Origin of the sequence: Pseudomonas juntendi (genome assembly GCF_021560075.1) — a bacterium.
Taxonomy (GTDB): domain Bacteria; phylum Pseudomonadota; class Gammaproteobacteria; order Pseudomonadales; family Pseudomonadaceae; genus Aquipseudomonas; species Aquipseudomonas juntendi.
In genome coordinates this window covers 2,442,131-2,468,134 of record NZ_CP091088.1, presented here as the reverse complement: position 1 = coordinate 2,468,134, position 26,004 = coordinate 2,442,131, and the positions used below count along the sequence as shown (strand labels likewise).

Below are 26,004 nucleotides of genomic sequence, written 5' to 3'. Positions count from 1 at the left end.
TTCACCGCACCTGAGGCAACAACAGCACCCCGATCAACACCAGCGTCACCAGCACCCCGCCCATCGACAGCAGCGGTACCAACAGCGGCAATGGCAACGGCGATTTGTGCCGTAATGCCCGTTCAACGTTGAGCCAACGCAGGCAGGCCGAAGCGCTGATCAGCATCGCCAGCAACAGCAGCGAAACCGAGAGCGTCGTGCGCACCGCTGGGGTGAACACATTCAGGGTAAAGGCTTCGATGGCAATGCCGCCGGCCAGCAGGGCCAGCGCGGTACGAATCCAGGCCAGAAAGGTTCGTTCGTTGGCCAGGGTGAAGCGTGGGTCAGGCTCACTGCCTCCGCGCAACAGCCGTGAAGCATGCCGGCCTCGGGCGTTGCACGCGGTGCGGTTGAGGTCGTGTTGTTGTGCCGTCATGAGGGTGTCTACCTGCTCAATACCAAAAGCAAAAATGCCCTCAACGGCAAGCTGCCGTGAGGGCCGTTTACTGCCGCCATGGGCGGGCTAAGCCTGCTGCCGGGCTTTTTCGAGCGGCGAGCTGACGGCTGTGCGAGCAAACACGCGGACCTCATCTTCCTTGATCATGTCGGCGGCTTTTTCAGCAATCATCATTGCCGGGGCATTGGTGTTGCCAGAGATCAGCGTCGGCATGATCGAGGCGTCGACCACCCGCAACCCTTCAATGCCATGTACCCGCAAGCGCTCATCCACCACCGCTTCCGGGCCATTGCCCATTTTGCAGGTGCCAACCGGATGGAAAATCGACGAGCCGTTACGGCGTACGAAGTTGAGCATGTCCTCCTCGGTTTGCACCGCCTTTCCGGGGTTGTACTCATCGGCGATATAACCGGCCATGGCCTGACTCGCCGCCAGTTGCCGGGCCATCTTGAATCCACGCACCATGGTTTGCCGGTCTTCTTCGGTGGCCAGGTAGTTGGGTTCGATCCACGGCGCATCCTTGGGATTGTTCGAACGAATGCGCAGCTCGCCTCGGCTGCTTGGGCGCAACTGGCACACCGACATGGTGAAGCCCGGCCATGGGTGTGGCTTGCCCGCAGTCATGTCGGCACTCAAGGTACCGAAGTGGAACTGGATATCCGGGGTCTGCTCCTGCGGGCGGCTCTTGGCGAACATGCAGCCTTGCTGAATACCCACCGCCAGTGGCCCCTTACGGAACAACGCCCACTTCATGCCGATCCAGGCCTGGCCCCACAGGGTACGCAATTGATCGTTGGTGGTGATTGGCCGAGTGCACTTGAACATGATGCGGATCTGCAAATGGTCTTGCAGATTGCGGCCAACGCCGGGCAACTCATGCACGGTCTCAATGCCATGCTCCTCCAGCACCTCACGTGGACCGATCCCGGAGAGTTGCAGCAATTGCGGCGATTGCAAGGCGCCGGCGCACAGCAGCACTTCCTTGCGAGCCCTGGCGGTCACGGCTTGCCCTGCCCGCTCGTAGGCAACGCCCACCGCACGCTTGCCCCGCAACAGCACTTTGCTGGCCTGGGCGTTGGTTTCAATGCTCAGGTTCTTGCGATGGCGTGCCGGCTTGAGGTACGCCTTGGCCGCCGAACAGCGCCAGCCGTTACGTGTGGTCAGCTGGAAATAGCCAACACCTTCCTGCTGTGCGCCATTGAAGTCATCATTGCGCGGCACACCGATCTGGTTGGCACCACGGATAAAAGCTTCAACCAATTCGTTGCGTTCGCGCAGGTCCGACACATGCAGCGGGCCGCTGCCACCGTGGTATTCACTTTCGCCGCGCTCGTTGCACTCCATCTTCTTGAAGTACGGCAGCACATTGCGCCAGCCCCAGCCCTTGTTGCCCTGTGCCTCCCAGTGGTCATAGTCCTGCGCCTGGCCACGGATGTAGACCAGGCCGTTGATCGAGCTGCAGCCGCCGAGGGTCTTGCCCCGTGGCCAGTAGATCGGCCGGTTGTCCAATGCCGGCACCGGCTCGGTGTGGAACGACCAGTTGTAGGTCGGGTTGAACATGGTCTTGCCATAACCGATGGGCAAGTGAATCCAGAAGTGGCGGTCGTTCGGGCCTGCTTCGAGCAGTAGAACGGTGTTCTTTCCGCCTTCGCTCAGGCGGTTGGCCAGGGCGCATCCGGCCGACCCTGCGCCCACCACGATGTAGTCGTATTCAGGTGTGTTCACTGGTGATCCCCTCGCCGTGCCTCAGTTGAAATCCACCGCCACGCCCGGCGGTGGCGAGTAGCCCAGGTCACCACGGGCCACCACGGCGTCGCGACCACCGTTAAGCGCCAGCAGTTCGGCCTGACGTTTTCTGGCGCGGGCATCCACTTCGTCTGGATTGCAGACGCTTTCCAGCTTGGCGCGATACTCGGCGACCAGCGCCTCGTTACCCGGGACTTCAGCCAGGTTGAGCAACTCTTCCGGGTCTTCGAGCAAGTCGAACAGGTGCGGTGGGTAGTCGACGTAGTGCACATACTTATAGCGCTCGTCGCGGATCATGAAGGCGCCGGTCGCCGAACCCATGCCGTGGTATTCGGCAAACGCCAGCCGGTCGCCATCGGGCTGATTGGCCAGGCTGAACAGCGACTCGCCCGACAACGATTGCTCGGCATCGGTGGGCGCGATACCGACCGCTTCGAGAATGGTCGGGTAGACGTCGATGTGGGTAATCGGAGTGGTCTTCTCGGCACCGACCGGAATGCCTTCACCGGCGATAATCAGCGGCACGCCGACGGCTTCTTCGAACATGGTCGACTTGCCCCAGAGGCCACGGCTGCCCAGGTTGTCGCCATGGTCGCTGGTGTAGATGATCCGGGTGTCATCGCTCAGGCCACAGCTTTGAAGGGTGCTCATCACCTTGCCGATGTTCTCGTCCAGGAAGCTGACCAGGCCGTAGTAGCCCGCCAGGGCACGACGAACCTTGTCTTCGCTGTCGAAGAAGTCGTCGTAGGCAAAGCTGGATGCATAGTCTTTGAGGAACGGATGGTTCGGGCGTTCGGCCTTGTCGTACAGCTTGGGCCACGGCAGGTTGTCATCCAGGTAGTAGCGATAGAAATGCTCAGGTGGCGCGGTCAGCGGGAAATGCGGGGCAACGAACGAGACAAACAGCACCCAGGGCTGGTCTTGATATTTCGGTGCTTCTTCGCGCAGCCAAGTCTGCGCCAGCGCCGCGATGTTGCGGTCGTACATCGTGTAAGACGACTCACCCGGGCCGGCCTGCCCGGCCATTTTCCAGGCACCGCCGCGACGTGGCAGGTCTTCGCGCACCAGGCCCATCAGGTCGCCTTTGCCCTCGATGACATGCATCGGCACGATTTCCTGGCTGAAGCCGTTGTCGTCATCGATGGAGCGAAAGTGCAATTTTCCGATCGAGACGCACTGCTGCCCCTGATCACGTACACGGTGGTGCCAGCTGGTCACTGAACCGTCGTAGGGATCGGCGTTGTCCCAGAAGCCCATTTGGTGGATGTAGCGTCCGGTAGCGAAAGTCGCCCGTGCCGGAATGCACACCGGCGAATTGCAATAGGCCGAGGTGAAGCGGGTGCCGGTCGCAGCAAGCGCGTCAAGGTTCGGCGTTTTGACGAAATCATTGCCGTAGCAGCCAAGGGCTTTGGGGTTATGTTCATCGGACATAAACACGATGAGGTTTTTGGCTTTAGTCATTTCAGTCTCCAAAGCTAACAAGCTGTAGCTTCTTTGCAGGGAATTTTTATAGATCCAGCACCAGCAACGAGCTCCTGGAACGCGAGCAGCAGATCAGCAGATGGTCCTGTTTCTCATCGTCACTGAGAATGAAGTCACGGTGGTCGACCTCACCATCGATGAACCGGGTCTTACAGGTGCCGCATATACCGGCCTCGCACGAGGTTTCGCACGGCAGGCCGGCGTCTCGCAGTGCCTGGGCAATGCTCTTGCTGCTGGGGACGTCCAGGGTTTGGCCGCTGCGTGCCAGGGTGATCTGGAATTCACTGTCACTTTCGGTACTGGAGCTGGTGCTGAGGGGAGTGATGGGAGCCGCAAAGTGTTCAAAATGCACAGTGCCCTGCGGCCAGTGTTCGGCTGCGGCCTTGACGCCAGCCATCAGTCCGGTCGGGCCACAGCAATACACATGGGTCCCGGGCTGGTGGTGCATCAGCAACTCGCGGATGTTCAGGCGCCGAGCAGGATCACCGCCGTCATAATGGATGACCACACGTTTACCCAGCAGTGGCGACAGACGCTCCTTGAACGCCGTGCGCTCTGGGGTCTCACCGCAGTAATAAAGGATGTAGTCAGCGCCGCTAGCTTCAAAATGCTCAAGCATCGCCATCATCGGCGTGACCCCGATGCCGCCACCGATCAACAGGTGGCGTTGAGCAGTGTCCACCACAGGAAAATGGTTGCGAGGCTCAGAAATCTGCAGCAGATCGCCGGCCTTCACGTTGTTGTGCAGGCTACGCGATCCGCCTCGACCGTCGGCAACGTTCAATACGCCGATCACATAGCGGTCCCGCTCATGCGGGCTGTTGCATAGCGAATACTGGCGAATAAATCCGCCGGGCAGATGCACATCCAGATGCGCACCGGCAGTGAATGGGGGCAAGGGTTTGCCTGCCGGATCAACGAACTCGTAGGTATTGATACCTGCCGCCTGGTTTTCGATGCACCGTACTTTGACTGTTTGCATGCTGCGCCTCGATCTTTGTTGTTATCTGGGCGATGAGTCGTCACAGCGTCGGGCCTGACCTAGCCAGGCCCGACAATCCGATCAACGCTTCTGGAAGAGTTGTTGATCGTCGAGCTCATCAAGACGCTGGCGCACATAGGCGTCACGCTCACGGGCCGGGAAGCGGTCGGCATCCTTCATCACACCGATGACCTTCCGGTTGATGTCCAGCAGCACGTCGCGGTCGGCTCGGGCCGGGTCACGCGGAATTTTCAACACTGAGTCCTGGGAGTACATTGCCAGCGGGTCGTCGCTGTTAAGGTCGGCACGCCCCACCGGTTTGCCTTCGGCCAACTTGCGCGCTGCGTCGCGAAGCAGCTTGCGGCACAGGTAGACACCGATGTCGGAACGACCCGGGTGCTCCATGCCGTGAACAGCGATCGGGCGCTGGCTGACCAGGGCTTCCCAGTCGCCTGGCGCACGCTGGCCTTCTTCATAGGTTCGGCTGCCAGTCTGACCTTCGAGGAAATCGATCTTGTCGACACCGCAATCTTCTTTGCAGCCCAAATGACGCGGGTCGACCTCATCATTAAAATGCCGCCAGCCGAAGAGGATGGTGTTGGTGTCGTCGACCGGAACATGCCAGCGGCTCATGGCCACTGTGGAGTGGCGTTCTTCGGCCGCCGACGGTACCAGCGAGCCGATCTGACACAGGTGTGGGAAGGTCATTTCGGTGATGCGCACCCAGACCTTGTCTTCCGCGACACGACGCCCAGCGACGAAAGCAACACCGTTGCCCTCACGAGTCGGCTCCCAGTGCATGACCGGCATGTCACCAAAACCTTCCAGCGACACCCCAGCGGCGGTTGCGGCATCGACACCCTCGACGGTCATGTTGTTGTGCAGCACAGCGGTGTGCATGTGATCCATGATGTTTTCAAACACCTGCAACCAATTGCACGGGTAAACATTGGAAAACGCCACCAACTCGGTGCCTGCCGGTTGAGTGAAGGATTCATACTCAGGGAACTTCGGCTTCTGATCCGGCGGCCCCATGTAGGCAAACACTAAGCCGTGGCGTTCAAATGCCGGATACGCGGGCTGGCAAACGCTGTCTTTGAGTTTGCTGTCTTCCGGCTCGCAAGGAGTTTCCATAAGTGAGCCGTCCACGCCCCACTTCCAGCCGTGATAGCAGCAGCGAATGCCGTGGTCCTGGATGATGCCGAACTCCAGCGAAGCACCACGGTGAGCACAGTGGCGATGCAGGACGCCAACGTCCCCACTGCGGTCACGGAACGCCACCAAGTCTTCACCGAGAATGCGGATCGCCTTGGGCAGTTCGCCCAATTCCTCCGACAAGCACACCGGGTGCCAGAAGCGGCGCATGTACTCACCCATTTCTGTACCTGGACCCACACGGGTCAGCGCAGCATCTTCGGTAGGAATAATGTTGTAGTGATAACCACCGTAGGGAATGTTCTGCGCTTTACCATCTGCACGGCTCATGGATAGATCCTCATCATTACTATTGTTGTTAGGGGAAACATCACTTCATGGACTAAACAGCACTTGCCTGGCTGACAAAGCGTGTTTGCAAATACGCATCCAGCCCTTCAGGACCACCTTCATGGCCGATCCCACTTTGCTTGGTGCCACTAATCGGCGCATCAGCCAACGCTGGGGTAAAACTGTTGATGCCAATCCAACCGGCATCGAACGCTTCACTAACCTCGGCGGCACGCTTGATGGACTGGGTGAAGGCATATGCAGCCAAGCCAAAGTCCACGCCATTGGCGCGCTGCATGACCTCATCGAAGTCGTTGAAGGGCATGATGGGCGCAACGGGGCAGAATGGTTCCTCATGCAGGATGCGCGACTGAGAATCGAGATCGGTCAGCACTGTTGGCTGAAAGAAGTAACCACGATCAAACAGGCGGTTACCGCCAGCAGCGACCGTGGCGCCACGCGCTTTTGCATCGTCCACCAAGTCAATTGTCGACTGCAGGCGGCGCGCGTTGGCCAGAGGGCCCATGCTGATACCGTTTTCCAGGCCGCTGCCGACTTTTACAGCATTGGCGAACTCGACAAAGTGACGGGTGAATGATTCATATACCCGTTCATGTACAAAGAAGCGGCTTGCCGACACACAGACCTGACCAGCGTTGCGGAATTTGAAGCCCGCACAGGCGCGCGCCACTGCCTGCACATCGACATCGTCAAATACGATAACGGGCGAGTGACCGCCCAGCTCCATGGTGACGGGCTTGAGTTGCTTTGCCGCCAGCGTACTGAGCAAACGACCGACAGAGACCGAACCGGTGAACGACACTTTGCGCGTAACTGGCGATGCGATCAGTAGATCAGACACCTGACTTGGCTCACCGAACAACATGTTGATCACACCCTTGGGCAGACCAGCATCGATGAACGCCCGAATAACACCGATACATACACCTGGCGTCTCTTCCGCAGGCTTAACGATCACCGAACAACCCGCGGCCAGGGCTGCCGCTAGTTTTCGTGCAACCAGCACAGCCGGAAAATTCCAGGGAGCGAATGCTGCGACAGGCCCGACCGGACGTTTTACAGTCGTCTGCACCAACTCTGGCTGACGCGGCGGCAATAGTCGACCATAGGCACGCTTGCCCTCCTCTCCGCACCAGCGGATCGTCTCGACCACGCGATCAATCTCACCGCGGGCGTCCACCAATGGTTTACCGTTTTCCAGTGTGAGTACGCGAGCCAACTGTTCGCGGCGAGCCTGAATTAAGTCAGCTGTGCGCTCCATAACCAACTGACGATCCCAAGCAGAGGTGGTGCGCCACACCTGAAATCCTTCTTGGGAAGACGCCAGAGCGTCGGCAATGTCCTGCTCGCTGGCCAGTGGAAGATCAGCCAGCACCTCTTCAGTAGCGGGGTTGACCACCGGAACGGTGCGACGACCCTCGCCTGCGCGCCATTCACCATCGATATACAGACCTAGCTCTACGTCATACATTGATCTTGCTCCTGCTGGTTACCTGAGCGATGCAGTGAGGGTGGATTGCGGCAATGGGTACAATTGCCCCCTGAGAAATACTATATAGCTATAGATCTAAACCTGTCAAACCATGGTCCACCCATTTTTTCCGCAGCCACGTGAAGCACCCTGGAGCGTTCTAGAGGAGAAAACACCGGCAGAGCTTACGCAGGGAGTGTAGGAAGGCGATCCGCCCGAAGACGATGGATTCACAGCTTTCCAGGCCGTCAACAGCCAGTCTTTGTGCGACCGAGGCAACCAGCTAGTGCCCTGTCTCAAAAATAAGTACCCCATTTGAGCTACGCTTCTTGGGTCAGACAAGGACGCGGGGTGGAGCGATGAATTCTCAAGACATCATGCTCAGTGACGATGAACAAGTTGAGATGAACCGACGAGTTCGGTCTGCCACCATCCGCCAGCGTGATGGCCGTCGAGCTCGTGTAATTTTGCTGGCTGCTCAAGGTCATTCACGTAACGAAATCGCTGAGCTGACTGGCCTCTCCGTGGTTTCCGTCACCCGCTGGTGCAAGCGGTTTAAAGCATTGCGTCTTCAGGGATTGGTGGATTTGCCGGGGCGAGGTCGCAAGCCTTCATTGCCTGCCGAAGCCTTGAAGCGAACGCTTGAGCAGGTCACCCAACCGCGCATCGGTCAGCCACGCTGGAGCTGCCGTAGCATGGCGCGTGTCGCGGGTATTTCTCCGGCCAGCGTTCAGCGGATCTGGGCTGCCAACGACATCAAGCCGCACCTCACCCGCCCCTTCAAGCTGCCCAATGATCCTCAGTTCGAAGAAAATTCTGGGGCGTTATCGGCCTGTACCTGGCACCACCGGATAAGGCATTGGTGCTCTGCTGCGATGAAAAGAGTCAGGTTCAAGCTCTGCAACGCACGCAACCAGGCATGCCATTGGGCATCGGCCACATCCGCACGCAAACCCATGACTATGTCTGTCACAGCACGCTAACGCTGTTCGCCGCCATGGACTATCTACAAGGCCGGCTGATCAGCAGCATCGAAACCCAGCATCGGCATCAGGAGTGGCTGGCCTTCCTGAAAAAGATCAACCGAGCCCCCCCCAAAGGTCTTCAACTGCATTTGATCGTGGATAACTACGCCACTCACAAGCACCCGGTGGTCAAGGAGTGGCTCAAACGGCATCCACGACTCCACCTGCATTTCACTCCGAACTCAAGCTCCTGGATGAACATGGTTGAGCGCTTCTTCCGGGATATCACCGTTTACCCGCGCGACGGCAGCTCCAGTTCCACACGTGAACTGGCCAGCTCCACTACCACGTTTTTAGCGCTGCATAACGCCCGGCCCTGCCGGTACGTCTGGAGCGCGAAAGGTGAAGACATCTTGCGCAAGATCCAGCGTGCCCGGGAGGCAATGGCACGCCAGAGTAAAGAGAACGTTTGATCTGAGACAGAACACTAGAAGAACCAGTTATCCCAAAAACTGCCAGGATGCTGCTGGGTTTCGGCGAATCAATTGTCCGGAATGTTCGACAGCTGGTCGTTGACCCAATATTGACGCTTGTGCTTGGCCGGAGGATTGATGACTCCACCGATATGCCCGGAGGCGCCGAGCACAAATGCGTGGAGCCCAGGTCGGAATACAAGGCTGGCCCCACCAACCAGCCTGACTCGAACAGCTATGCCAGGTGCGGGGTGTCGCCCAGGCTTAATAACCTTCAGACACCTGGAGGAAGTCGGCGCTATCCCGTGCCTGCTGTACTGCAAGCACACGCAAGGCGAGCCGGCGTAAGCGCTCGATATCCATGCTGCCGGTGAGCAGCTCGGCCAGCGTCGCAATACCTTCCTGTGTTTGTGTGGTGCGCGGCGCCCCCAGGGCCAGGCATTTCAGGTTGGGCTGGCGAACGCCGTTCTGCGCCGTGGCCAAATGCACAAAGGCCTTGTGCTGCAGCAACTGCTGCTTGTCCAGTTCGGAGAACAGCGCTCTGGCCCACAGGCGAATAGGGCTGACTCCGGCAATGGCATTGTCGGGATCACCGTGGTGTCCGGCACCAGCGGCCTACACATGACCTCTCTCACGAATCCCTAAAAGTGCGCCATTAGGAGGCTTTGGTGAGTCTGGCGGAACAAAAGCGCTTGCAATGGTCAGTATTATGGTATACCAATATGCGGTATGCCTGGCTCGCTGAAAAAAGCGGAGCTGGTACGACTAGGTTTTACCCACCGGGTGGACGACCGCCATGCGCAATACTGGCATCACCTACTGTAATGCACCGTTACGACCCGGGGCCGCTCAAGCCTACTTGCGTGGCAAATGGATATCCTCGCACGTTCGCCTGAAACGTCTGCGCACCTCTGTCACAGCCAAGCAAAACGGCTTCTGGCAGATAGTCTGCTGATCGACTCCCTTCGCTGAACAACGTCGGCTTCCTACGCTTCGGAGCCTGGCCATGGCGCACCTATCCGCCGGGCTGGCTATCGCGCAGCGTCGGCACTTCGCAGTCATACCTACAAAAACAAGAGTTGCTCATGAACACAGACAGCGCTTTCCTGATCATCGATATGCAGCAGGAGGATGGTTTCCCACTCCATAGCTTCGAGCCGGTCATCGACAACAACGCCACCTTACTCACCGCCGCGCGCGCGGCCGGCGTCCCGGTCATCTATACACGCCACATCAACGCGGCGGATGGCAGCGGGCTTCCGCCGCGCGAGCCGGTAGATGGTGCAGGGCGGCCGATGAGTTACCGCGCCGGCACCTACCAGGTGGAAATCCTCGAACGCCTGGCGCCACGCCCCGGCGACCATGTACTCGACAAGACTCGCTACAGCGCCTTCCACCGTTCCGAGCTGGATGCCCTGCTGCGTCACCTTGGTGTCAACCGCCTGATCGTCAGCGGGGTGCTCACCGATGTCTGCGTGCTGGCTACGGTGCTGGACGCCTTTGCCCTGGGCTATCAGGTCACGCTGATCACCGATGCCTGCACCAGCACTACCGAAGCCGCGCACAACGCCGCCCTGCTGATCATGGCCAACTGGGTGTACGCCATCGAACTGTTCGCCACCGAGCAGTTCCTGCGTGCCCTGCGTGGCGAGCGCTTCCAGTCCTGCTGCCCGCAGGTGCCTGACCAGTTCGCCCACCAGCCCGTGCAGTTCGTCGAAACCATTGCCCGCCTTGAATCCAGCCTTGGCCTGCAGCGCCGGAAACAGGAGTGACTGCCATGAAAGTCGAAAAAAGAAGCATCGATTTCATCCCCGAAAGCGAGCGCTATGGCAAACCTGTCTCGCTGTTCTACATCTGGTTCGGCGCCAACATGAACATCACCACCATCGCCTCCGGCGTGCTACCGGTGATGCTCGGGCTGAACCTGTTCTGGAGCGCCATGGCGATCATCCTTGGTTCGCTGATCGGTGCTATTTTCATGGCCTCGCACTCGGCCCAGGGGCCGAAGCTGGGCATCCTACAAATGATCCAGAGCCGCGCCCAGTTCGGAGTGATCGGCGCCGTGCTGCCGCTGCTGTTCGTGATGCTCATCTACCTGGGCTTTTTCGTCAGTAACACCCTGCTGGCCGCCCAGGCGATCGACTCGGTCAGCCCGCTGGGCAGCACCGGCAACATCTATCTGATCGGTGCCCTGTGCTTCGTGGTGGCGCTCTACGGCTACTGGCTGATTCATCGCCTGCAGAAAGTGCTGTCGATCCTGTCCATCCTGGTATTTCTGGTCGTCACGGTCCTGGCCCTGGGACTGCCGGTACCGGACGGGCAGTGGACTGCCGCGGGCTTCTCGCTATCGAAATTCCTCGCGGCCGTGAGTATCGCAGTCACCTGGCAGCTGTCCTACGCACCCTACGTGGCGGACTACTCGCGCTACCTGCCGAGCGACACTCCCATGTCTCGGGTGTTCTGGTACAGCTATGCCGGTACCGTGGCCGGCGGTGCCTGGATGATGGTCCTGGGTGCCATCCTGAGCGTTGTCATTGCCGGCTTCTCCGACAATGTCGGCAGCCACGTGGCCGAATTGTTCGGTGTTGGCGCGGTGCTGCTGTTCGTGTTCATCGTCTATGGCCAGGTGGCGATCAACGTGTTCAACCTCTATGGTGCCTTCATGTCCACGGTCACAGTGATCGAACCTTTCTCGCGGCTGCGTGTGACGCCTCGCGTCCGGGGCTTGTTCATGCTGGTGATCACCGTCATCGCCACCGCGCTGTGCACCGTCAGCCAGCAAGACTTCATCGCCTTCTTCCTCAACTTCATCTTCTTCATGAGCTACTTCCTCATCCCGTGGACCGCCATCAACCTGGTGGACTACTACTGCCTGAGGAAAGGCAACTACAGCGTACCGGACATCTTCGACCTCAACGGTCGCTACGGCCGGTTCAACCTGGTGGCCTGCGGCAGTTTCGTGCTGGCCATCGTGCTGGAGATCCCCTTCATGAACACCACGCTCTATGTCGGCCCCGTCGCCAATGCGCTGGATGGTATTGATCTGGCCTGGGTGGTGGGCCTGGTGGTGCCGGCAATGACCTATTATGGGTTGATGAAGCGCAAGCCTCTGGTCTCCGGCGAGAGCAAGTTGTCGCCCTGACGCCCCATGGCCGAAAGCCAACGCTTCGAGCGTTGGCTTTCGGCACGCTCAGCACGACCCAATCAGGCACGGCTTCACCTAACAGCAGCACCTTCACGTCACTGCCTGCTACACGTCGAGCCTGTGCGAAAAGCGAGCCTGTTTGCGCCAGGTCAAAGACCAGCGAAGACTGAGCTAGTTTTTCATATTCGCCAGCATGCAACTGTGCTGTGCTTTGACGCAGCTTCTTGAGCCCAGCGAGCTCATCCCTTTCATGCTTCATGCGCAGAAGCTCGGTCATGTCACGTACGGCGCTGACAACGAAACTGATGCGGCGATTCTCGAAAATAGGTGTTGCGCTCACCAACAGCTTCTTGCCGTTGCCGAGGCTCTGCATAACGGAGACCGGAGCGCCTTGCTGGAGTACTCGCAAGGATGCGGATTGCGATACGACACCGTCGCGTACCAGGTCGTGCATGCTGCGACCAATGAGCTGTCCGCTCTGCAGTCCGGTAAGACGCTCGTACGCGCTGTTTACCTTGACGGTAATCCCTGCCCCATCCGTGATGTAAACGCCGTCGTGCAGTGCGTTCAGAATCGTATCGAATGTATGACCAGTGAAGTTCAAAGCAACGCTCCGATCTAGTAAAAGCATTAGTGTAACGTTTACTAGCTCATAGTGAGCGGGTCGGAGCCGAGCGAATCCGGTGACGCTTAGGAGGGTGTAGACAAAATAAAGCAAGCTGCTCGTCCCTTGCCTGCACAGCATTGCACCATGCCTAAAACCGGACGCCCGCCCGTAATCGCTGCGGAGCATTACCCTCTGCTGACCAGACTCGCTCATGCGCAGCCCTATTCCAGCCAAGCCGAACTGGCGCAAGCATTCCATGCTGAGACGGGGATCAGCGTTATGGGCCCTTGTGCCGTCAAGCGGAGCGCGCAGGCCTGGATGGCCAAATATGTGAAAACAGGACTTCGATCCCGAGATGCCACCACCTGGGCGTAAACACGCCCTGTGATGCCCTGGCAGCCCGCGAGCAACTAGGAGCCTTATGCCTACTGCACCAACCAACCCGCCTCAGACACAACGACGACCAAGGCTGATCTTCAGCACGCTTAGCTTGGCTGGCTCAGCAACCACTTCAGGTGCTCGCTGCTGGTGCAGGAGCCGGCGCAAGCGACCGAGAGAATCCGTGGGCACCTCAACGACTGGATTGTGATCCGCTCTGGCCGGGCGCAATCCGACACCCACCTGAAGCTACTCAGTCGCGAGCTTTCGTTGCAAGGACTAAATGACCCCTGGTTTCATAGACACCTCCAAGTCTCAAAATGTGGCCCAAAAAGCAGGAGCTATGAGTCGTCATCGTTACCCTGAAGACTTCACGATCGAAGCGATCAGAGAACCCCGAGCACCGCCCCAGCCTCAGCAGCGAAGCCAGTAGAGACGAACATCTGCCGGCTTAAGCTTGCTGTGCCGCGTCAGAACTTGTCGCACAAGACTGCAGGACTCCGAACTAAGCAAAATCCGTATTGTCGTCAACATTGGATCCTGAAAAGGTCCTTTGATATCAGGCTCGCCAGACAGGGGCCAAATAACGCAGCCCCCGCCAGCGATTCCAGGACGAACGCAGCAGGAGGCTGTGTGCCATGATCTCGATCAGAAGCTCTTACCACCCCATCGATGCCGCCATTCTATGGTGTGACCTTGCCGACCACGAGGACGAAATCCTGCGGGTTGACCTCTCCCACCCAGGTAGCCTGCTCAAGCACTTTCCGCAGTGGCCGTTTCTTCACATTTACGCGGAGTGTATCTACGACGCCATTGTCAGCGGTGAACTTCCAGCGACCTGCTTGGGCCACCCGATCAGCTTGGACAACCAGGTCCATCGAGAGTACTGGACTATTCGGCGTGCCGACTTGCTGGTCTGGTTCGCACGCAACTACCCCGATGAGAAGCCTGCGTTCCTGTTCCCGCAGAACCTCGAGCATTCGAACTGCGTCAGCCTCAATGCTCATCTGGTACAGGAGGCCGAGCTGGATGCTGCGCAACGCACGATTGCCAAGCTACACGACGAGCTCGCAGCAGTGACTGAAGAGGTGGCAACGCTTACCGTGGGCAAAAACGAGCTGACCGCGCGACTTGAGGCCCAGGGCATTCCCTCCGAGGCTTCCGAGAGCACGCACAACATGCTCGTGGGCGCCGTGCTGGCAGTGACGGTAGGCAAATCGAAGGACGGCCGCCTGCAGTCGATCTACAAGTCCCAGAGCGATCTGGTCGAAGAGATTCTGCGTCGTTTCCCGGGGTTGCCGAGCTTGAGCAAAAGTACCATTGATCGGCGATTTGCCGACGCGCGCCGTCATCTAGCCCAGGTAGGACGGGGCTGAAATCGCATTGTCAGGCAATGCTCGGCATTGCCTGACAATGATTTTTCTCCTGCACCGACCTTCACTGACTGTCACATCCCACTGCGCACCACATGGTGCTACGGAGTGACATCATGCAACCGATCATCCCTACCCCGCTGCCTGCCGACCGCCACATCATGCGCCGCGATGAGGTGGAACAGAAAACCGGCTTCAAGCGTTCGCACATCTACAACCTGATGAAAGCCGGGCTGTTCCCCCAATGCCGGCGCATTGGTACCCGCGCCGTCGGTTGGGACTCGCTGGAGATCGAGCAGTGGGTCCAGGATCGACTGTCGGTCAGGGAGTAGCGTCATGGATGTCCTCTCGCTGATCTCGACCAAGGGCGGCGCGGGCAAAACCACCGTCGCCGCCAACCTGGGCGGTGTGCTCGCCGATGCGGGCCTTCGCGTCCTACTGCTGGATCTGGACAGCCAACCGACGCTGTCCAGCTACTACACCTTGCGCGAATCCCGTGAAGCCGGCAGCTACGAACTCATCGCGCAACGGCTCACGGCACCCGAACAGGTGATTTCCGCCACCGTCATCCCGCACTTGGACCTGATCGTCTCCAACGACCGCGCCGGGCACATCAGCACCCTGCTGTTGCACGCGGCCGATGGTCGTCTGCGCCTTCATAATCTTCTGCCGGCGTTCGAGGATCTCTACGATGTGCTGATTATAGATACCCAAGGCGCGCGCAGTGTCGTCGTGGAGATGGTTATCCTCGCGTCCGACTGTGCCCTGTGTCCGGTCCCCCCCGAAATGCTCGCCGCACGCGAGCTGCGGCGTGGCACGCTGGGGCTGTTTGACGAGTTGGAGCCCTACCGCTACCTGGGCGTTGCCTTGCCGTCGGTGAAGCTGCTGCTCAACCAGGTCAAAGCCAATCGCCGTGACACGCGCTTGATCATGCACAGCCTGCAGGCTTCCTTCCAGGACGACCCGCATGTCAGCGTCTGCACCACGGTCATTCCCGACCGAGTGGCCTACCCCAATGCCGCCTCGCTCGGCCTGCCCGTGCACCGCGTCGAGCCCACGCCACCACCCGGCAGCCGCGGCCCTTGCGCCGCGGCGGTCATGCGCGCGCTGGCCATCGAGTTGTTCCCGCACTGGGCTGAGCGACTTGTCGATTCGGGCGCACAGGTGCCGGGCCAATCGTTCGTAGCCGACCGCCGACTCAGTCGTCGTGGCTGATGGGAGGGTCTGTGATGAAGCCGCCGTCTTCCGACGACATCACCCGTCAACTGCAGCAGGCGCATTTTCCGCAGAACCATGGCCGTGATATCTCGCCCGTGCCGGTCGGGGATACGCCACTAGTGGTCAGCCTCGAACAATTACGCCCCTACGAGCTCAATCCACGGGTGGTCCGCAACCCGCTGTATGACGAAATCAAAGCCTCGATCCGTGAGCGCGGACTGGATCAGCCCCCCGCGATCACTCGTCGCCCGGGTGAGCCGCACTTCATCATCCGCAACGGCGGCAACACGCGTTTGAGCATCCTCGGCGAACTGTGGCAGGAAACCCGCGAGGAGCGATTCTTTCACATCCACTGCCTGTTCCGCCCCTGGCAGTCCGAGTCGCATGCCTTGATCGGGCACCTGGCCGAAAGTGACCTGCATGGCCAGCTTACGTTCATTGAACGAGCCCTGGCGGTGGCGAAACTCAAGGACATGTTGCAGGCGCCGGATACCCCTCTCAGTCAACGTGAACTGTCCACACGCTTGAGCAAGGACGGCTACCCGATTTCGCAGTCGCACATCAGCCGTATGTTCGACACCCTCGAGCACCTGCTTCCGGTGATCCCGCAGGTGTTGTATGCCGGTCTTGGCAAACCCACTATCGTCCGGGTCATCAACCTACGGCGCCGGGCGGAGTCGATCTGGAACCAGTATTTGGTGGACGCTCAACAATTCGCGCTGCTGTGGTTCGAAGTGCTGTCGGCGTTCGACAGTGATAAGCCCGAGCTGAACTGGGGTGAGCTGCAGGACGAACTGATCGCCAGGATGGCGGTGCAGTTGAAGCAGACGCCACGCCTGCTCGCCTTGGAAATGCATCAGGAGCCGCGTCGCTCACCGCAGCCCTCGGACACGCCTCAGCCACTCCCGCAAGACTCACACCGCGAGTCCTTCCCCCAGCCACCTGCCATCGACGATGAAGGAGAATCGGCGCCTAAATCGCCCGCACCTGAGTCGCTGAGCAGCGCGGACAACACCTCGGCAGCCGAGGCGCCACGCCTCCCCAGCATCCGCGAGGCGCTGGGTGATGACGAGCGGCTTGCTGCGAGGCTGCCAAACGCCCCTGTGGTCGGTGAATCCTCCCTGGATTCGGCCTCACCTCGTGCACCACTACAGGATGACATCAATGCCTTGCGTGAGCGCTGTGCCGCCTTAGCGGATGACCTGGCGACGTATGCCGATGCCAGTGCCATGGTCACCCCGCACGCAGAGGGCTTGGGTTTTACCCTCACGCTGGAACATGGCGAGCAACTGAGCCCTAGACACACCGGCATTCAGCTACTGCTCTCAGCCCTGCTGCGCTTGCAGGACGACGTGACTTCGCAGCAACGCCAGCAGTTGCCGGCCGCGCTGTTTGGCCAACTGCTGATTGGCGCCTACGACCTGCCCTTTCCCGAACGCCCTGCCCTGACCGTGGGCCTTGAACGACTACCCAATACCCAGCTGGAGCAGCTGTTCAGCCTAATCCGCCACGCCCGGCAGTTGATCGACCTGACGCTGTCGTCCACGCGTTAAGTGAGGAGCCGCCTCATGAGCACGACCTTCAATCTGTTGAACCATGCGATGCTGAACCAGGTGCTGCATGAGCTGCGCCATGGCCGCCTGCAGCGCTGCAAAGCGCTGGGCCTGGCCGACGAGGACATCGAGGTTCTGCAGTCGCTGCCACCGACCACCCTATCGCACCTGGCGCACTCATCGATCGCCTGGGTTGAAGTCAAAGTCGATATCACCGTGCTGCGCCGCCTGATCGTCCAGGCCGAGCGTGACGAGCAGAACGAACGCCTGATCAACCGGGCGCTCAAGCTTGGCGCGAGTTCGACCATCATGTACCGCTGCTTCGGCCTGGACCATTCGGAAACGGCGTTGCGTCGCCGCGTGCTGAAGATCGAGACCCACCGCGGCCGCCCGGTCCAGCTCAGTGAAGCCCAGGAGCATGCGGTCTGGAACCGCTGGAGCCAACTGCGGGCAGAAGATCCGGACAACGATCCACTGGACACCATGATGATGCTGGCCGAGGAACAACACATCAGCCTGACGCTGGTCTGGCAACAGGTCGAACTGTACGGAGGCGCGCCATGCTGAGTTTCTACGAGGTGGATTGGCAGGATGTGGTGCGCCAATGCTACGACGCCCTTCGACGCCGCAATGAGTGTCAGGCCGCCCTGGCCCAACAAGCGGCGGCAGCTGCGGAACCGGCGCTGCGTACGATCTACTACGGCGACAACAATCCCTTGCCACGAGCATTACTCCTCGATCGTCGGCTGACCCCGCTGGAGCGCAACACCTGGCAGGTCCTGCGCTGGCTGATCACCGAACGCCAGGTTAAAACGCCCCGCTACCAAGACCTGCAACCCTACCTGGCGACCAGCCCTTGTGGCACCCAGGCGTCGCGCGAGACCATCGCCCGCGCCCTGAACGTCCTGCGCACAACCCGCTGGCTCAGCCTGGTCGACCGATCGCGCGATGCCCAAGGCTGCCTGCGCGGCTGCGTCTACGTGCTGCATGGCGATCCGTTGACGGCGGCCGAGCAGCTGGAGCTGGACAGCGGCTACGCGGGGCTGCTGCTGCAGAACCTCAGCCATGCCACCAAGGGGGTGCGTGATGTGACGCAGCATGTGCTGGCCGAAATTGAAGCCGACCCGCAGGTCACCCAGGGCGACAAGGACCGACTGGGCGCACTGCGGCCGACACAGCAGCAAACGCTGCCACTGATGGACCAAAACGCGCAGTCGCGGCATTCCGAACCAAGCCTGCGCCACCCCGTTCGGAATGCTCAAGCCTCAGCCACCGATTCCGAACCCTGCGGCACTGCACCGGTTTCGGCTGCGGTTCGGAATGCCGACGCCGGCCGTACAGTACAGAAAGACCAAAGCAAAAAAAGTACGGTACTGGCGCAGGTCGAGTTTGGCCGGGCTCGATGGCCTGAAGATTTACCGCTGAATCCGACCGAGCGGCGCATGGCCTCACAGGCAATGCGCCAGCTCGAGCCGGAACAGCAACAAGCGGTGATCAATGAAGCGGCGGTGCGCTGCGCCCGCGGCGAGATCCGAAAACCGGTCGCCTACCTGATGGGCTTGATCAAACGCGCCTGCCAAGGCGAGTTCACCCTGTGGGCCGCGCGTACCGAGGAGGCCAAGGCCTCAAGACCGACTTCAAATCCAGCGAGGCCTGTGCCAGCAGAGCCGCCCAGCGAACGACCGAAGCGCGGTGGTCAGCGCACCGCCTCGCCCCTCGCCCTCTCCTGCCTGGAGGAACTGAAGCAACGCTGTCGCGGTTCGCTTGCGCCGACCTAGGGGTGGATCTCGGTGGATTTGATGCCCATGCCATTGAATCCACCGAGATCCACCGCCTGAAATTACGAGCGGACCACCTTCGCGTTGATTCGCGTCGGACCGCGCGGATCGGCCCATCGTCGGCGTCATTCCGACGGCGAGGTACTGGCGATGACCGATCACTATCAGCTCAACCTGGGCTCCCTGCGCAGCAGCATCACCCTCACCTTGCATACCCATCATGCGGCGCGGCTGTGGCAAGGCCGCATGGGCCGCGAAGGCGTACACGCGATCTTGGGCATGCCCGGTTACATCGGCGTCACCAACCTGCTCAAGCACGCCAGCAGCCAGGATGACCCGTTCGCCGACTGGTTCATGCTGCAACTGGAGGACAAGCTGCTGCAGGCCAAGGCCGAAGTGCGTGCGCTGACCAAACAAATCAGTCGGGTGGAGCGCGCCCTGCCCACCCAGGTCGACATCGGCGAAAACCTCAACATCCATCCCGTCACCCTGCCACTGTTCATCGGCAGCCAGCTTGGCTTTCTCGCGGTCTACCTGCTGACCGACTACGACGCCCTGGTGCGCCGCGTTCTGCTCGCCCACCACACGGCATTGATCGGCCGCCCCGACATGGAAAACTGGATCGATCGCGGCGCCCACGAGCTGCGCAGCCTGTTCGGACTGGCCCAGCGCTACCGGCTGGCAGGGGTCAGTCGGGATGACATGGCCGCCAACAACGCCCGCGCCCGTGAAGCGATCGACAAGTTCGGCACGCCCCCACGCAAGATCCTCGAAGGCAGCCATCGCTCCCAGTTCGCCCCGCCCATCACGCGGAGTCAGACCACCTCGAATCCCGATGAGCCGGATCAACCTGCCCTGCCGGAGGGCGAGGCACAACCTACACCGAAAGTCACGGGCGAAGGGGGTGAGGCATGACCCTGGCCGATGCGATTGCCCGGCGGTTGTCAGCGGATGCCTATCGTGAGTTCGCACAAGGTGCCTCCCTAAAAGGCCTTTTAAAGCCTTTTAAGGGTAAGGGGGAGCTGCAGCAGTTCGCCGAGACGATCCTGCGCCTGCGCACCCAGGTCGCCGAGTTGATGGCGGTGATGCTGGCGATCATGGCGCAGCCCCCCTTCTCGTTGCTGGAGCTGCGACTGGTCGTGCAGCACAGCGCGACGGGCACCGACTTCCTGCGCTGGCGCAGTCCGGACTTTCAACGTATGGGCGTGCAGGTGTGGCAGGAGGCGGTGGTTCATCCGCATCTGCACCCTGAACTGCGGCAGGCGTTGTATCAGCTGGAGACCAACCGGGTGGTGCTGAACCTGCAGATGAGCTGCCTGCAATCGCTGTACCGCCAGGCTGTCGCCGGTGCCGGCAAGCTCGAGGCCGCCGAGCTCGCCCTGACCCGTTCCCCCACCGAGGAGTAATCCGCATGAGTACGTTGTTTGTTGGTGAAGGCAACATCGGCAGTGTGCCGGAGTTTCAGGAGTTCAGCTCCAACCCGGATGAACCGCGGCGCCTGCTGCGGCTGAACGTCTATTTCGACAACCCGGTGCCGCGCGAGGGTGGCTACGAGGATCGCGGCGGCTACTGGGCGCCCGTCGAGCTTTGGCACCGCGATGCCGAGCATTGGAGCACCCTGTACCAGAAAGGCATGCGCGTCCTGGTCGAAGGCCGCACGGTCAAGGAGGAGTGGGAAGACAGCGAGGACAACGCGCGGGTGACCTTCAAGGTCGAGGCCCGGCGCATTGGTATCCTGCCGCATCGCCTGGCCTCGGTCTCGATGCGTGAGAAAGCTCAAGACACTCCCAGCGCCACACGTAAAGGCGCTGGCAAGAAAACCCCGCGCAAGGCCGGATGAACGTGGAAGTCAGTGGAATCACTGCGCCCTACGCGATAGTGCAGGGGCTGCGCCGCTCAGCCGGCGAGCAGTACTGGCCCCTCTAGCGCGTTCAATTGGGTCGGGGTTTACCCTGCCGTTCACTCTCCAGCAACTGCTTCACTTCCGTCAGGCACTGATCCAGGGCAAGGAATGCCCGCCAGTGCGCCGGATTCTCCTGAACCCAGGCAATCAACTGCGCGCGCGCCTCCCCATTCTCCGGTTCCAGATGCGTGGCCATGAACAGCTCGTAGGCCTTGATCGCTAACTTGTCTGCCTCACGCTGGTGGGATCCGTGCAAGTTGAAGCCTCCGTGTGAACAGGCGGGTCATGCAGTTATTTTTCGTGATACGCCTCATAGGGTTGCCAGTCAACTCTTTGAGCCGTTCATATCCTTGGGTGGGTAGTCAACCATATGGGTCGAATTGGAGAGCGCCCCGTTGCCCGTCAAAGAGCCTAGCCCACATCACATTGGCCGCCAGTTGGCGAAGTACCGTCGCGACCGTGGTTTGACCCAGGAGCAGGTCGGCGAACACCTGCGCATTACCGGCGAGGCGGTCTCGCGTCTGGAGCGTGGCCTGGTTGAGCTGTCCGTAACCAAGCTGCTGCAGCTGGCTGACCTCTATGGCTGCCCCGTCGATGAGCTGCTGCTGGCCATCAGTCCTCGCCCCCAGGACCAGGGCCAGCAGATCACCGCGATCATCAAGGAGCTGGGCGATGCCGATAAACAGTTCGCCCTGGAGTTTCTGCAAACGCTGGCCACTCATCTCGCGCAACGCAAGTAAGGTTTTGGCTCGGCGTTGAAACGTCGAACCGACCCCACCGATTTCGGCTTTACCCTGGCGTTCCACGACCACACCCCCACCCTGTCGGTACCCACCGAGAGGGCCCGCATATGCGCCTGTTCATCTGCGAAAAACCGTCCCAAGCCCGCGACATCGCCCGGGTACTGCAGGCCAGCCGGCGCGGCGATGGCTGCCTGCTGGGCCAAAACGTCACCGTCACCTGGTGCGTCGGCCATCTGCTGGAAACCGCGCCCCCTGAAACCTATGGCGATTACAAACGCTGGTCGCTGGACGACCTGCCGATCATCCCCGATCACTGGCAGTTGGTGGTCAAGCCCAAGGTCGCCAGCCAACTCAAGGTGATCGACCAACTGCTGCAAAGGTGCGCTGAGGTGGTCATCGCCACCGACGCTGACCGCGAGGGTGAGATGATCGCCCGCGAGATCCTCGAGCGCTGTCAGTACCAGGGGCCGATCCTGCGCCTGTGGCTGTCTGCCCTGGATGAAGCCTCGATCCGCCGGGCCTTGGCCGCCTTGCGTCCAGGCGACCAGACCCTGCCGCTGTACCACTGTGCGCTGGCCCGCTCCCGCGCCGACTGGTTGGTGGGCATCAACTTGAGCCGACTGTTCACCCTGCTCGGCCGCCGCGCCGGCTTCGACGGTTTGCTGCCCGTCGGTCGCGTCCAGACCCCGACCCTGCGCCTGGTGGTCGAACGCGACCGGGCCATCGCCAGCTTTGTGCCGCAACCTTTCTGGAACGTCGACGCGCAGTTGGTGGCAGAAGGCATCCGCTTCACAACTCGCTGGCAACCTCCGGCTTCGATCTGCGACGATGAGGGCCGCTGCATCGATGAAGCGGCCGCCAGGCAAGCCGCATCGCGCCTGAGTCAACACGGAACGGCCCGCATTGGCACCATCGAGGTGGAGCAGGTCCGTGAGGGCCCGCCACTGCCGTTTGACCTCGGCACGCTCCAGGAAGTCTGCTCAGCCAAACTCGGGCTCGGTGCCCAAGAGACACTGGGAATCGCCCAGGCCCTGTACGAAACCCACAAAGCGACGACCTACCCGCGAACCGATTGTGGCTACCTGCCCGAGAGCATGCTCGATGAGGTGCCCCGCATACTGCATGCCCTGGTGGCCACCAGCCCTGCGCTCGGCCAGGTCATCAAAGAGCTCGATCCCTGTCGCCGCTCCCGCGCCTGGAACAGCAGCAAGATCACCGCGCACCACGGGATCATTCCGACTGCCATCACGCTCGACCTCACTCAGCTGTCCGAGCGCGAGCAGGCGGTTTACGCGCTGATCCGCGCACGCTACCTCGCGCAGTTTTTGCCTGAGCATGAGTACCTGAAAACTCAGGTGCTGCTGCAGAGCCAGGCCGATCAGTTGCTCGCTCGCGGCAAGCAGATCCTGGCGCGCGGTTGGAAAGCGGTGATCAACGAGACCCATGGCAATGAGCCCAGCGAGCACACTCAGCGCCTGCCTACGCTCCGCGAATCTGCCGCGGTGGTGCTGACTGACGCGACCGCCATTTCTCAGCGCACACAGCCCCCCAAAGCCTACACCGAGGGCACGCTGGTCAAGGCGATGAAAACCATCGCCAACCAGGTGGCCGATCCGCGGCTCAAGCAGACACTCAAGGACAGCTGCGGCCTCGGCACCGAAGCCACCCGCGCGGCCATCATCCAGGGCCTGATTGACCACGGTTACCTGACCAAGAAGAAACGCAGCTTGGCCGCCTCGGCTGCGGCGCACACCTTGATCGAAGCGGTGCCACCGGAAGTGGCCGACCCGGTGCTGACCGCGCTCTGGGAGCAGGCGCTGGATCACATCGAGTCGGGTCAGTTGAGCGTCGAGACCTTCCTTGCCAAGCAGGCGCAGTGGCTGACCCGTTTGGTGCGCAGCAACGCCTCGCTCACCCTGCAGCCGCCCTCCACCAAAGGGCCGTTCTGTCCGGTGTGCCGCAGCGCCATGCGCCAGCGCAAAGGCCGCACCGGCAGCTTCTGGTCCTGCATCCGCTACCCGGACTGCAAGGGCACCAAACCGGTAGCCAAAGCCAAGCGCTCGCAAAACACATGACTTGACGGCGCATCGCCGCGCTGGTGTAGTGGTTTTGCCCCTCGCCGCTTGGCGACCCCAGACCGATTCGCTCCGGGCAGCTCGGTCAGACTCGTAGAGTTCGGAGCCATCCTTCACCGCCTTTGCGGATAACTTCTCAGCGTTCCAAGTCTCTTAGGTGGATGACCCATGCGGCTTGTGCCAGGCCTCAAGGGTCATCCGCTTCGGCGACGATGCTCAGCTCCGGTGCCCGCCGGCGAAACACTGGGCACCTTTTGTGCGCGGATGCGTGCCAGTTGATTCCGACCCAGGCCACGACAAGGGTCGGTTGATCCAGGTGGATCGACAGCGGAGAGTTTGCGACGAACTCCGGTGCCACATCGCCGGATCAAAGGTGGTCCACCTCCTCCTAGCCTGATGACCGTCGGGCTATTTTTTCGCCGCTGACAATCCACCGAAAGCCACCGAATTCCGCCCGCCCAGTCCGCCGCAAACCCCCGGTTGACGGGGGGGCTGCGGCGTTTTATAGATGGGCTGCACACCGCTGTCGTTGACAGCACCCAGGCAGCTAGAACCTTCAAGGCTGCGCCCGTTCGGGTGGTTCTCCCAAAGTGCGACTCGCGCTCGGCAGCTCGCACGGTCACCGACCTGTCGGTGATGAGCGCCCTCTCTACCGATCATGTGTTTGCACCCTCACCCCTGCGGAACTCACCAGCCGCCAGGGCCGGTGGATGTCCGCGTTTCTGCTGAACAGGAGATCCACCATGACTACTGCAAGCAATAACGCCACCACCACCTACTTCAACCTGCACACCCAAGGCATCGGTTACCTGAATCGGGTCCGCGAAGTCCCGGTTCGCCGTGGCCAAGCGTTCATGGCCTGTGACATCGCCGCCTTGCACGGTGCGTCGGACGACGTCGAGTACACCCGCTTCGACTGCAAAGTCGCTGGCGGCGAAGCCGAACGGCTGATCCGTGAGCACCTCGAGGATGTCCGTGCTGAACGCAAGGTCCTCATCGCGTTTCGCATCGGCGACCTCTGGGTGGATCCGTTTCTTTACGAGAAAGGTGAACGCAAGGGGCAACCCGGCGCCAGCCTCAAGGGCCGTCTGATCTTCATCGAGTGGATCAAGGTCGATGGCCAGTTCAGCTACCGTGCGCCCGCCCGCACCGACGCTGCCTCTGGCGCGATGGAGCAAGCGGAGGCGGAAGGAGATAGGGCAGACATTGACAGTGACTCCGATCAGTGCCAGCCAACCCCAACCACCGCCCGTGAATCCACCGCAGCACGTCAGTCTGCCTGAGGCAGTTTGACCGCCAGCAGCAGGCGCTCTCAGAGCGCCTGCTGTTCATTCACGTCGGAGGTTGGCATGGAAAGCTTCTGGCTCTGCGAAGACTGCCTGCAGGCGGTCGCCTATGACGACTTCAGTGCCTTATCGCTGTACTACAGCGAGGCCGAAGTCGATCAGCGAATTGCGCAGATGCGCACCGAGCTGCAGGCGCTACTGCCGCTCAGCGCTGATTTCGATCCGGACACCGGTGCTGGCATCGACCCCTTCTCCACTCACCCCTGCGAAGGCTGCCACTCCCCGTTGCACGGCAACCGACATCGTTTCACCCGCCTGTAACCGCCTGATCCCACCCACCGGGGCCCTCTCCCTGGAGCGCACCCGCACACGAGGTTCTGCTCATGAACACATCATTGACCCTGGTCGAGCCTCTCGACCCGGCCCTGACCCAGCGCGCCCACGAAGATGCGTTGATCAGCGAAGCCCTGCAGTTGCTGGACCAACGCTACTTCCAACGCGGCGAAGTACTCATCACACCCGCCGACGCCGCGTCCTACCTGAAGCTGCGCTTGGCACCTTATCACCACGAGGTATTTGCCCTGCTCTACCTCGACTCTCGCCACCGCGTGCTGGGCTTCGAGGTGTTGTTTTTCGGCAGCATCGACGGTGCCTCGGTCTACCCTCGCGAAGTGGTGGTCAAAGCACTGGCACACAACGCCGCGGCGGTCATCCTCAGCCACAACCACCCTTCCGGCTGCCCTGAACCCAGCGGCGCCGACCGCGTGCTGACGGCGCGCCTGATCGAAGTGCTGGCGCTGGTCGAGGTCCGCGTTCTGGACCACATCATCGTCGGAGAAGGTCAGCCCCTCTCCCTGGCCGAATACGGCTGGATCTAACCCTCT

The 26,004-nt window shown here is 60.9% G+C and carries 23 protein-coding genes and 5 pseudogenes; 19 read left to right on the top strand and 9 right to left on the bottom strand.

Translation table 11 applies throughout. The annotated features are described in order from the left end of the window. Nucleotide 1: 1 nt before the first annotated feature. The 6 genes from L1P09_RS11460 to L1P09_RS11435 all read right to left on the bottom strand — a co-directional run bounded on the left by L1P09_RS11460 (nucleotide 2) and on the right by L1P09_RS11435 (nucleotide 7,623). Nucleotides 2-415 (bottom strand): YidH family protein, encoded by a 414-nt coding sequence (locus L1P09_RS11460; RefSeq protein ID WP_235768870.1) that lies wholly within the window; start codon nucleotides 413-415, stop codon nucleotides 2-4. Between the two features lie 87 nt (nucleotides 416-502). Further along, a complete protein-coding gene (locus L1P09_RS11455; protein WP_235768869.1) occupies nucleotides 503-2,161 on the bottom strand; it encodes a GMC family oxidoreductase in 1,659 nt (552 codons plus the stop codon). Nucleotides 2,162-2,182: 21 nt separating this feature from the next. Continuing rightward, on the bottom strand, nucleotides 2,183-3,643 hold the full coding sequence (locus tag L1P09_RS11450; protein WP_235768868.1) for a sulfatase-like hydrolase/transferase: 1,461 nt from the start codon (nucleotides 3,641-3,643) through the stop codon (nucleotides 2,183-2,185). A 46-nt stretch (nucleotides 3,644-3,689) separates the two neighbouring features. Further along, nucleotides 3,690-4,646 (bottom strand): PDR/VanB family oxidoreductase, encoded by a 957-nt coding sequence (locus tag L1P09_RS11445; protein WP_235768867.1) that lies wholly within the window; start codon nucleotides 4,644-4,646, stop codon nucleotides 3,690-3,692. Nucleotides 4,647-4,727: 81 nt separating this feature from the next. Continuing rightward, nucleotides 4,728-6,131 (bottom strand): Rieske 2Fe-2S domain-containing protein, encoded by a 1,404-nt coding sequence (locus L1P09_RS11440; RefSeq protein ID WP_235768866.1) that lies wholly within the window; start codon nucleotides 6,129-6,131, stop codon nucleotides 4,728-4,730. A 52-nt stretch (nucleotides 6,132-6,183) separates the two neighbouring features. Beyond that, a complete protein-coding gene (locus L1P09_RS11435) occupies nucleotides 6,184-7,623 on the bottom strand; it encodes an NAD-dependent succinate-semialdehyde dehydrogenase (RefSeq protein WP_235768865.1) in 1,440 nt (479 codons plus the stop codon). A gap of 359 nt (nucleotides 7,624-7,982) precedes the next feature. Between L1P09_RS11435 and L1P09_RS11430 the strand changes: the two are divergent. Next, a pseudogene (locus tag L1P09_RS11430) lies at nucleotides 7,983-9,061 on the top strand (IS630 family transposase). A 267-nt stretch (nucleotides 9,062-9,328) separates the two neighbouring features. On the opposite strand, the pseudogene L1P09_RS11425 reads toward L1P09_RS11430, so the two are convergent. Beyond that, nucleotides 9,329-9,640, bottom strand: a pseudogene (locus L1P09_RS11425) (tyrosine/phenylalanine carboxypeptidase domain-containing protein); the annotation flags it as partial. A 506-nt stretch (nucleotides 9,641-10,146) separates the two neighbouring features. Here L1P09_RS11425 and L1P09_RS11420 point away from each other — a divergent pair. Next, nucleotides 10,147-10,833, top strand: a complete 687-nt coding sequence (locus L1P09_RS11420; RefSeq protein ID WP_235768864.1) for a cysteine hydrolase family protein — start codon at nucleotides 10,147-10,149, stop codon at nucleotides 10,831-10,833. A 5-nt stretch (nucleotides 10,834-10,838) separates the two neighbouring features. After that, entirely contained in the window at nucleotides 10,839-12,203 is a 1,365-nt protein-coding gene (locus L1P09_RS11415; protein WP_235768863.1) for a purine-cytosine permease family protein, read from the top strand. A gap of 73 nt (nucleotides 12,204-12,276) precedes the next feature. Here the strand turns inward: L1P09_RS11415 and L1P09_RS11410 are convergent. Continuing rightward, nucleotides 12,277-12,837 (bottom strand): annotated as a pseudogene (locus L1P09_RS11410) (PAS domain S-box protein); the annotation flags it as partial. A gap of 120 nt (nucleotides 12,838-12,957) precedes the next feature. Here L1P09_RS11410 and L1P09_RS11405 point away from each other — a divergent pair. The 11 genes and pseudogenes from L1P09_RS11405 to L1P09_RS11360 form a co-directional block, all read left to right on the top strand. Further along, nucleotides 12,958-13,089 (top strand): annotated as a pseudogene (locus tag L1P09_RS11405) (IS5/IS1182 family transposase); the annotation flags it as partial. Between the two features lie 145 nt (nucleotides 13,090-13,234). After that, a pseudogene (locus L1P09_RS26340) lies at nucleotides 13,235-13,470 on the top strand (TIGR03747 family integrating conjugative element membrane protein); the annotation flags it as partial. A gap of 359 nt (nucleotides 13,471-13,829) precedes the next feature. Next, nucleotides 13,830-14,567 (top strand): hypothetical protein, encoded by a 738-nt coding sequence (locus L1P09_RS11400; RefSeq protein ID WP_235768862.1) that lies wholly within the window; start codon nucleotides 13,830-13,832, stop codon nucleotides 14,565-14,567. A gap of 113 nt (nucleotides 14,568-14,680) precedes the next feature. After that, the gene (locus L1P09_RS11395) at nucleotides 14,681-14,896 is read left to right on the top strand and encodes an AlpA family transcriptional regulator (RefSeq protein ID WP_196624212.1); all 216 of its coding nucleotides are present in this window, start codon (nucleotides 14,681-14,683) and stop codon (nucleotides 14,894-14,896) included. A 4-nt stretch (nucleotides 14,897-14,900) separates the two neighbouring features. Next, nucleotides 14,901-15,779 (top strand): ParA family protein, encoded by an 879-nt coding sequence (locus L1P09_RS11390; protein ID WP_235768861.1) that lies wholly within the window; start codon nucleotides 14,901-14,903, stop codon nucleotides 15,777-15,779. A 14-nt stretch (nucleotides 15,780-15,793) separates the two neighbouring features. Further along, nucleotides 15,794-17,335, top strand: coding sequence for a ParB family protein (locus L1P09_RS11385; protein ID WP_235768860.1), 1,542 nt, complete (start codon nucleotides 15,794-15,796; stop codon nucleotides 17,333-17,335). A 15-nt stretch (nucleotides 17,336-17,350) separates the two neighbouring features. Further along, entirely contained in the window at nucleotides 17,351-17,902 is a 552-nt protein-coding gene (locus L1P09_RS11380; protein ID WP_103436900.1) for a DUF2857 domain-containing protein, read from the top strand. Next, nucleotides 17,896-19,113 (top strand): STY4528 family pathogenicity island replication protein, encoded by a 1,218-nt coding sequence (locus tag L1P09_RS11375; protein WP_235768859.1) that lies wholly within the window; start codon nucleotides 17,896-17,898, stop codon nucleotides 19,111-19,113. The genes L1P09_RS11380 and L1P09_RS11375 overlap by 7 nt, the downstream gene beginning before the upstream one ends. A 150-nt stretch (nucleotides 19,114-19,263) precedes the next feature. After that, on the top strand, nucleotides 19,264-20,028 hold the full coding sequence (locus L1P09_RS11370; RefSeq protein WP_235768858.1) for a PFL_4669 family integrating conjugative element protein: 765 nt from the start codon (nucleotides 19,264-19,266) through the stop codon (nucleotides 20,026-20,028). Next, nucleotides 20,025-20,519: a DUF3158 family protein gene (locus L1P09_RS11365; RefSeq protein ID WP_235768857.1), complete on the top strand. Its 495-nt coding sequence runs from the start codon at nucleotides 20,025-20,027 to the stop codon at nucleotides 20,517-20,519. The genes L1P09_RS11370 and L1P09_RS11365 overlap by 4 nt, the downstream gene beginning before the upstream one ends. Before the next feature lie 5 nt (nucleotides 20,520-20,524). Then, nucleotides 20,525-20,953, top strand: coding sequence for a single-stranded DNA-binding protein (locus L1P09_RS11360; protein WP_235768856.1), 429 nt, complete (start codon nucleotides 20,525-20,527; stop codon nucleotides 20,951-20,953). Nucleotides 20,954-21,044: 91 nt separating this feature from the next. Here the strand turns inward: L1P09_RS11360 and L1P09_RS11355 are convergent, their stop codons facing one another. Then, nucleotides 21,045-21,272 (bottom strand): hypothetical protein, encoded by a 228-nt coding sequence (locus tag L1P09_RS11355; protein WP_235768855.1) that lies wholly within the window; start codon nucleotides 21,270-21,272, stop codon nucleotides 21,045-21,047. 139 nt (nucleotides 21,273-21,411) lie between these two features. On the opposite strand from L1P09_RS11355, the gene L1P09_RS11350 reads away from it, so the two are divergent. The 5 genes from L1P09_RS11350 to L1P09_RS11330 all read left to right on the top strand — a co-directional run bounded on the left by L1P09_RS11350 (nucleotide 21,412) and on the right by L1P09_RS11330 (nucleotide 25,998). Beyond that, nucleotides 21,412-21,756, top strand: coding sequence for a helix-turn-helix domain-containing protein (locus L1P09_RS11350; protein WP_024717424.1), 345 nt, complete (start codon nucleotides 21,412-21,414; stop codon nucleotides 21,754-21,756). A gap of 110 nt (nucleotides 21,757-21,866) precedes the next feature. Beyond that, nucleotides 21,867-23,834 carry a DNA topoisomerase III gene (locus L1P09_RS11345; protein WP_235768854.1) on the top strand — a complete coding sequence of 656 codons (1,968 nt, stop codon included), beginning with the start codon at nucleotides 21,867-21,869 and terminating at the stop codon, nucleotides 23,832-23,834. Nucleotides 23,835-24,577: 743 nt separating this feature from the next. Continuing rightward, the gene (locus L1P09_RS11340; protein WP_235768853.1) at nucleotides 24,578-25,117 is read left to right on the top strand and encodes an STY4534 family ICE replication protein; all 540 of its coding nucleotides are present in this window, start codon (nucleotides 24,578-24,580) and stop codon (nucleotides 25,115-25,117) included. A gap of 66 nt (nucleotides 25,118-25,183) precedes the next feature. After that, the gene (locus L1P09_RS11335; RefSeq protein WP_235768852.1) at nucleotides 25,184-25,441 is read left to right on the top strand and encodes a hypothetical protein; all 258 of its coding nucleotides are present in this window, start codon (nucleotides 25,184-25,186) and stop codon (nucleotides 25,439-25,441) included. A gap of 62 nt (nucleotides 25,442-25,503) precedes the next feature. Beyond that, nucleotides 25,504-25,998 (top strand): JAB domain-containing protein, encoded by a 495-nt coding sequence (locus L1P09_RS11330; RefSeq protein WP_235768851.1) that lies wholly within the window; start codon nucleotides 25,504-25,506, stop codon nucleotides 25,996-25,998. Nucleotides 25,999-26,004: the final 6 nt, after the last annotated feature.

What these genes read in the sequence shown, in the direction of transcription:
- L1P09_RS11460 (WP_235768870.1), bottom strand. Translation starts at nt 415, where the DNA reads ATGACGGCACAACAACACGACCTCAACCGCACCGCGTGCAACGCCCGA.
- L1P09_RS11450 (WP_235768868.1), bottom strand. Translation starts at nt 3,643, where the DNA reads ATGACTAAAGCCAAAAACCTCATCGTGTTTATGTCCGATGAACATAAC.
- L1P09_RS11445 (WP_235768867.1), bottom strand. Translation starts at nt 4,646, where the DNA reads ATGCAAACAGTCAAAGTACGGTGCATCGAAAACCAGGCGGCAGGTATC.
- L1P09_RS11440 (WP_235768866.1), bottom strand. Translation starts at nt 6,131, where the DNA reads ATGAGCCGTGCAGATGGTAAAGCGCAGAACATTCCCTACGGTGGTTAT.
- L1P09_RS11435 (WP_235768865.1), bottom strand. Translation starts at nt 7,623, where the DNA reads ATGTATGACGTAGAGCTAGGTCTGTATATCGATGGTGAATGGCGCGCA.
- L1P09_RS11420 (WP_235768864.1), top strand. Translation starts at nt 10,147, where the DNA reads ATGAACACAGACAGCGCTTTCCTGATCATCGATATGCAGCAGGAGGAT.
- L1P09_RS11415 (WP_235768863.1), top strand. Translation starts at nt 10,839, where the DNA reads ATGAAAGTCGAAAAAAGAAGCATCGATTTCATCCCCGAAAGCGAGCGC.
- L1P09_RS11400 (WP_235768862.1), top strand. Translation starts at nt 13,830, where the DNA reads ATGATCTCGATCAGAAGCTCTTACCACCCCATCGATGCCGCCATTCTA.
- L1P09_RS11395 (WP_196624212.1), top strand. Translation starts at nt 14,681, where the DNA reads ATGCAACCGATCATCCCTACCCCGCTGCCTGCCGACCGCCACATCATG.
- L1P09_RS11390 (WP_235768861.1), top strand. Translation starts at nt 14,901, where the DNA reads ATGGATGTCCTCTCGCTGATCTCGACCAAGGGCGGCGCGGGCAAAACC.
- L1P09_RS11385 (WP_235768860.1), top strand. Translation starts at nt 15,794, where the DNA reads ATGAAGCCGCCGTCTTCCGACGACATCACCCGTCAACTGCAGCAGGCG.
- L1P09_RS11380 (WP_103436900.1), top strand. Translation starts at nt 17,351, where the DNA reads ATGAGCACGACCTTCAATCTGTTGAACCATGCGATGCTGAACCAGGTG.
- L1P09_RS11375 (WP_235768859.1), top strand. Translation starts at nt 17,896, where the DNA reads ATGCTGAGTTTCTACGAGGTGGATTGGCAGGATGTGGTGCGCCAATGC.
- L1P09_RS11370 (WP_235768858.1), top strand. Translation starts at nt 19,264, where the DNA reads ATGACCGATCACTATCAGCTCAACCTGGGCTCCCTGCGCAGCAGCATC.
- L1P09_RS11365 (WP_235768857.1), top strand. Translation starts at nt 20,025, where the DNA reads ATGACCCTGGCCGATGCGATTGCCCGGCGGTTGTCAGCGGATGCCTAT.
- L1P09_RS11360 (WP_235768856.1), top strand. Translation starts at nt 20,525, where the DNA reads ATGAGTACGTTGTTTGTTGGTGAAGGCAACATCGGCAGTGTGCCGGAG.
- L1P09_RS11345 (WP_235768854.1), top strand. Translation starts at nt 21,867, where the DNA reads ATGCGCCTGTTCATCTGCGAAAAACCGTCCCAAGCCCGCGACATCGCC.
- L1P09_RS11340 (WP_235768853.1), top strand. Translation starts at nt 24,578, where the DNA reads ATGACTACTGCAAGCAATAACGCCACCACCACCTACTTCAACCTGCAC.
- L1P09_RS11335 (WP_235768852.1), top strand. Translation starts at nt 25,184, where the DNA reads ATGGAAAGCTTCTGGCTCTGCGAAGACTGCCTGCAGGCGGTCGCCTAT.
- L1P09_RS11330 (WP_235768851.1), top strand. Translation starts at nt 25,504, where the DNA reads ATGAACACATCATTGACCCTGGTCGAGCCTCTCGACCCGGCCCTGACC.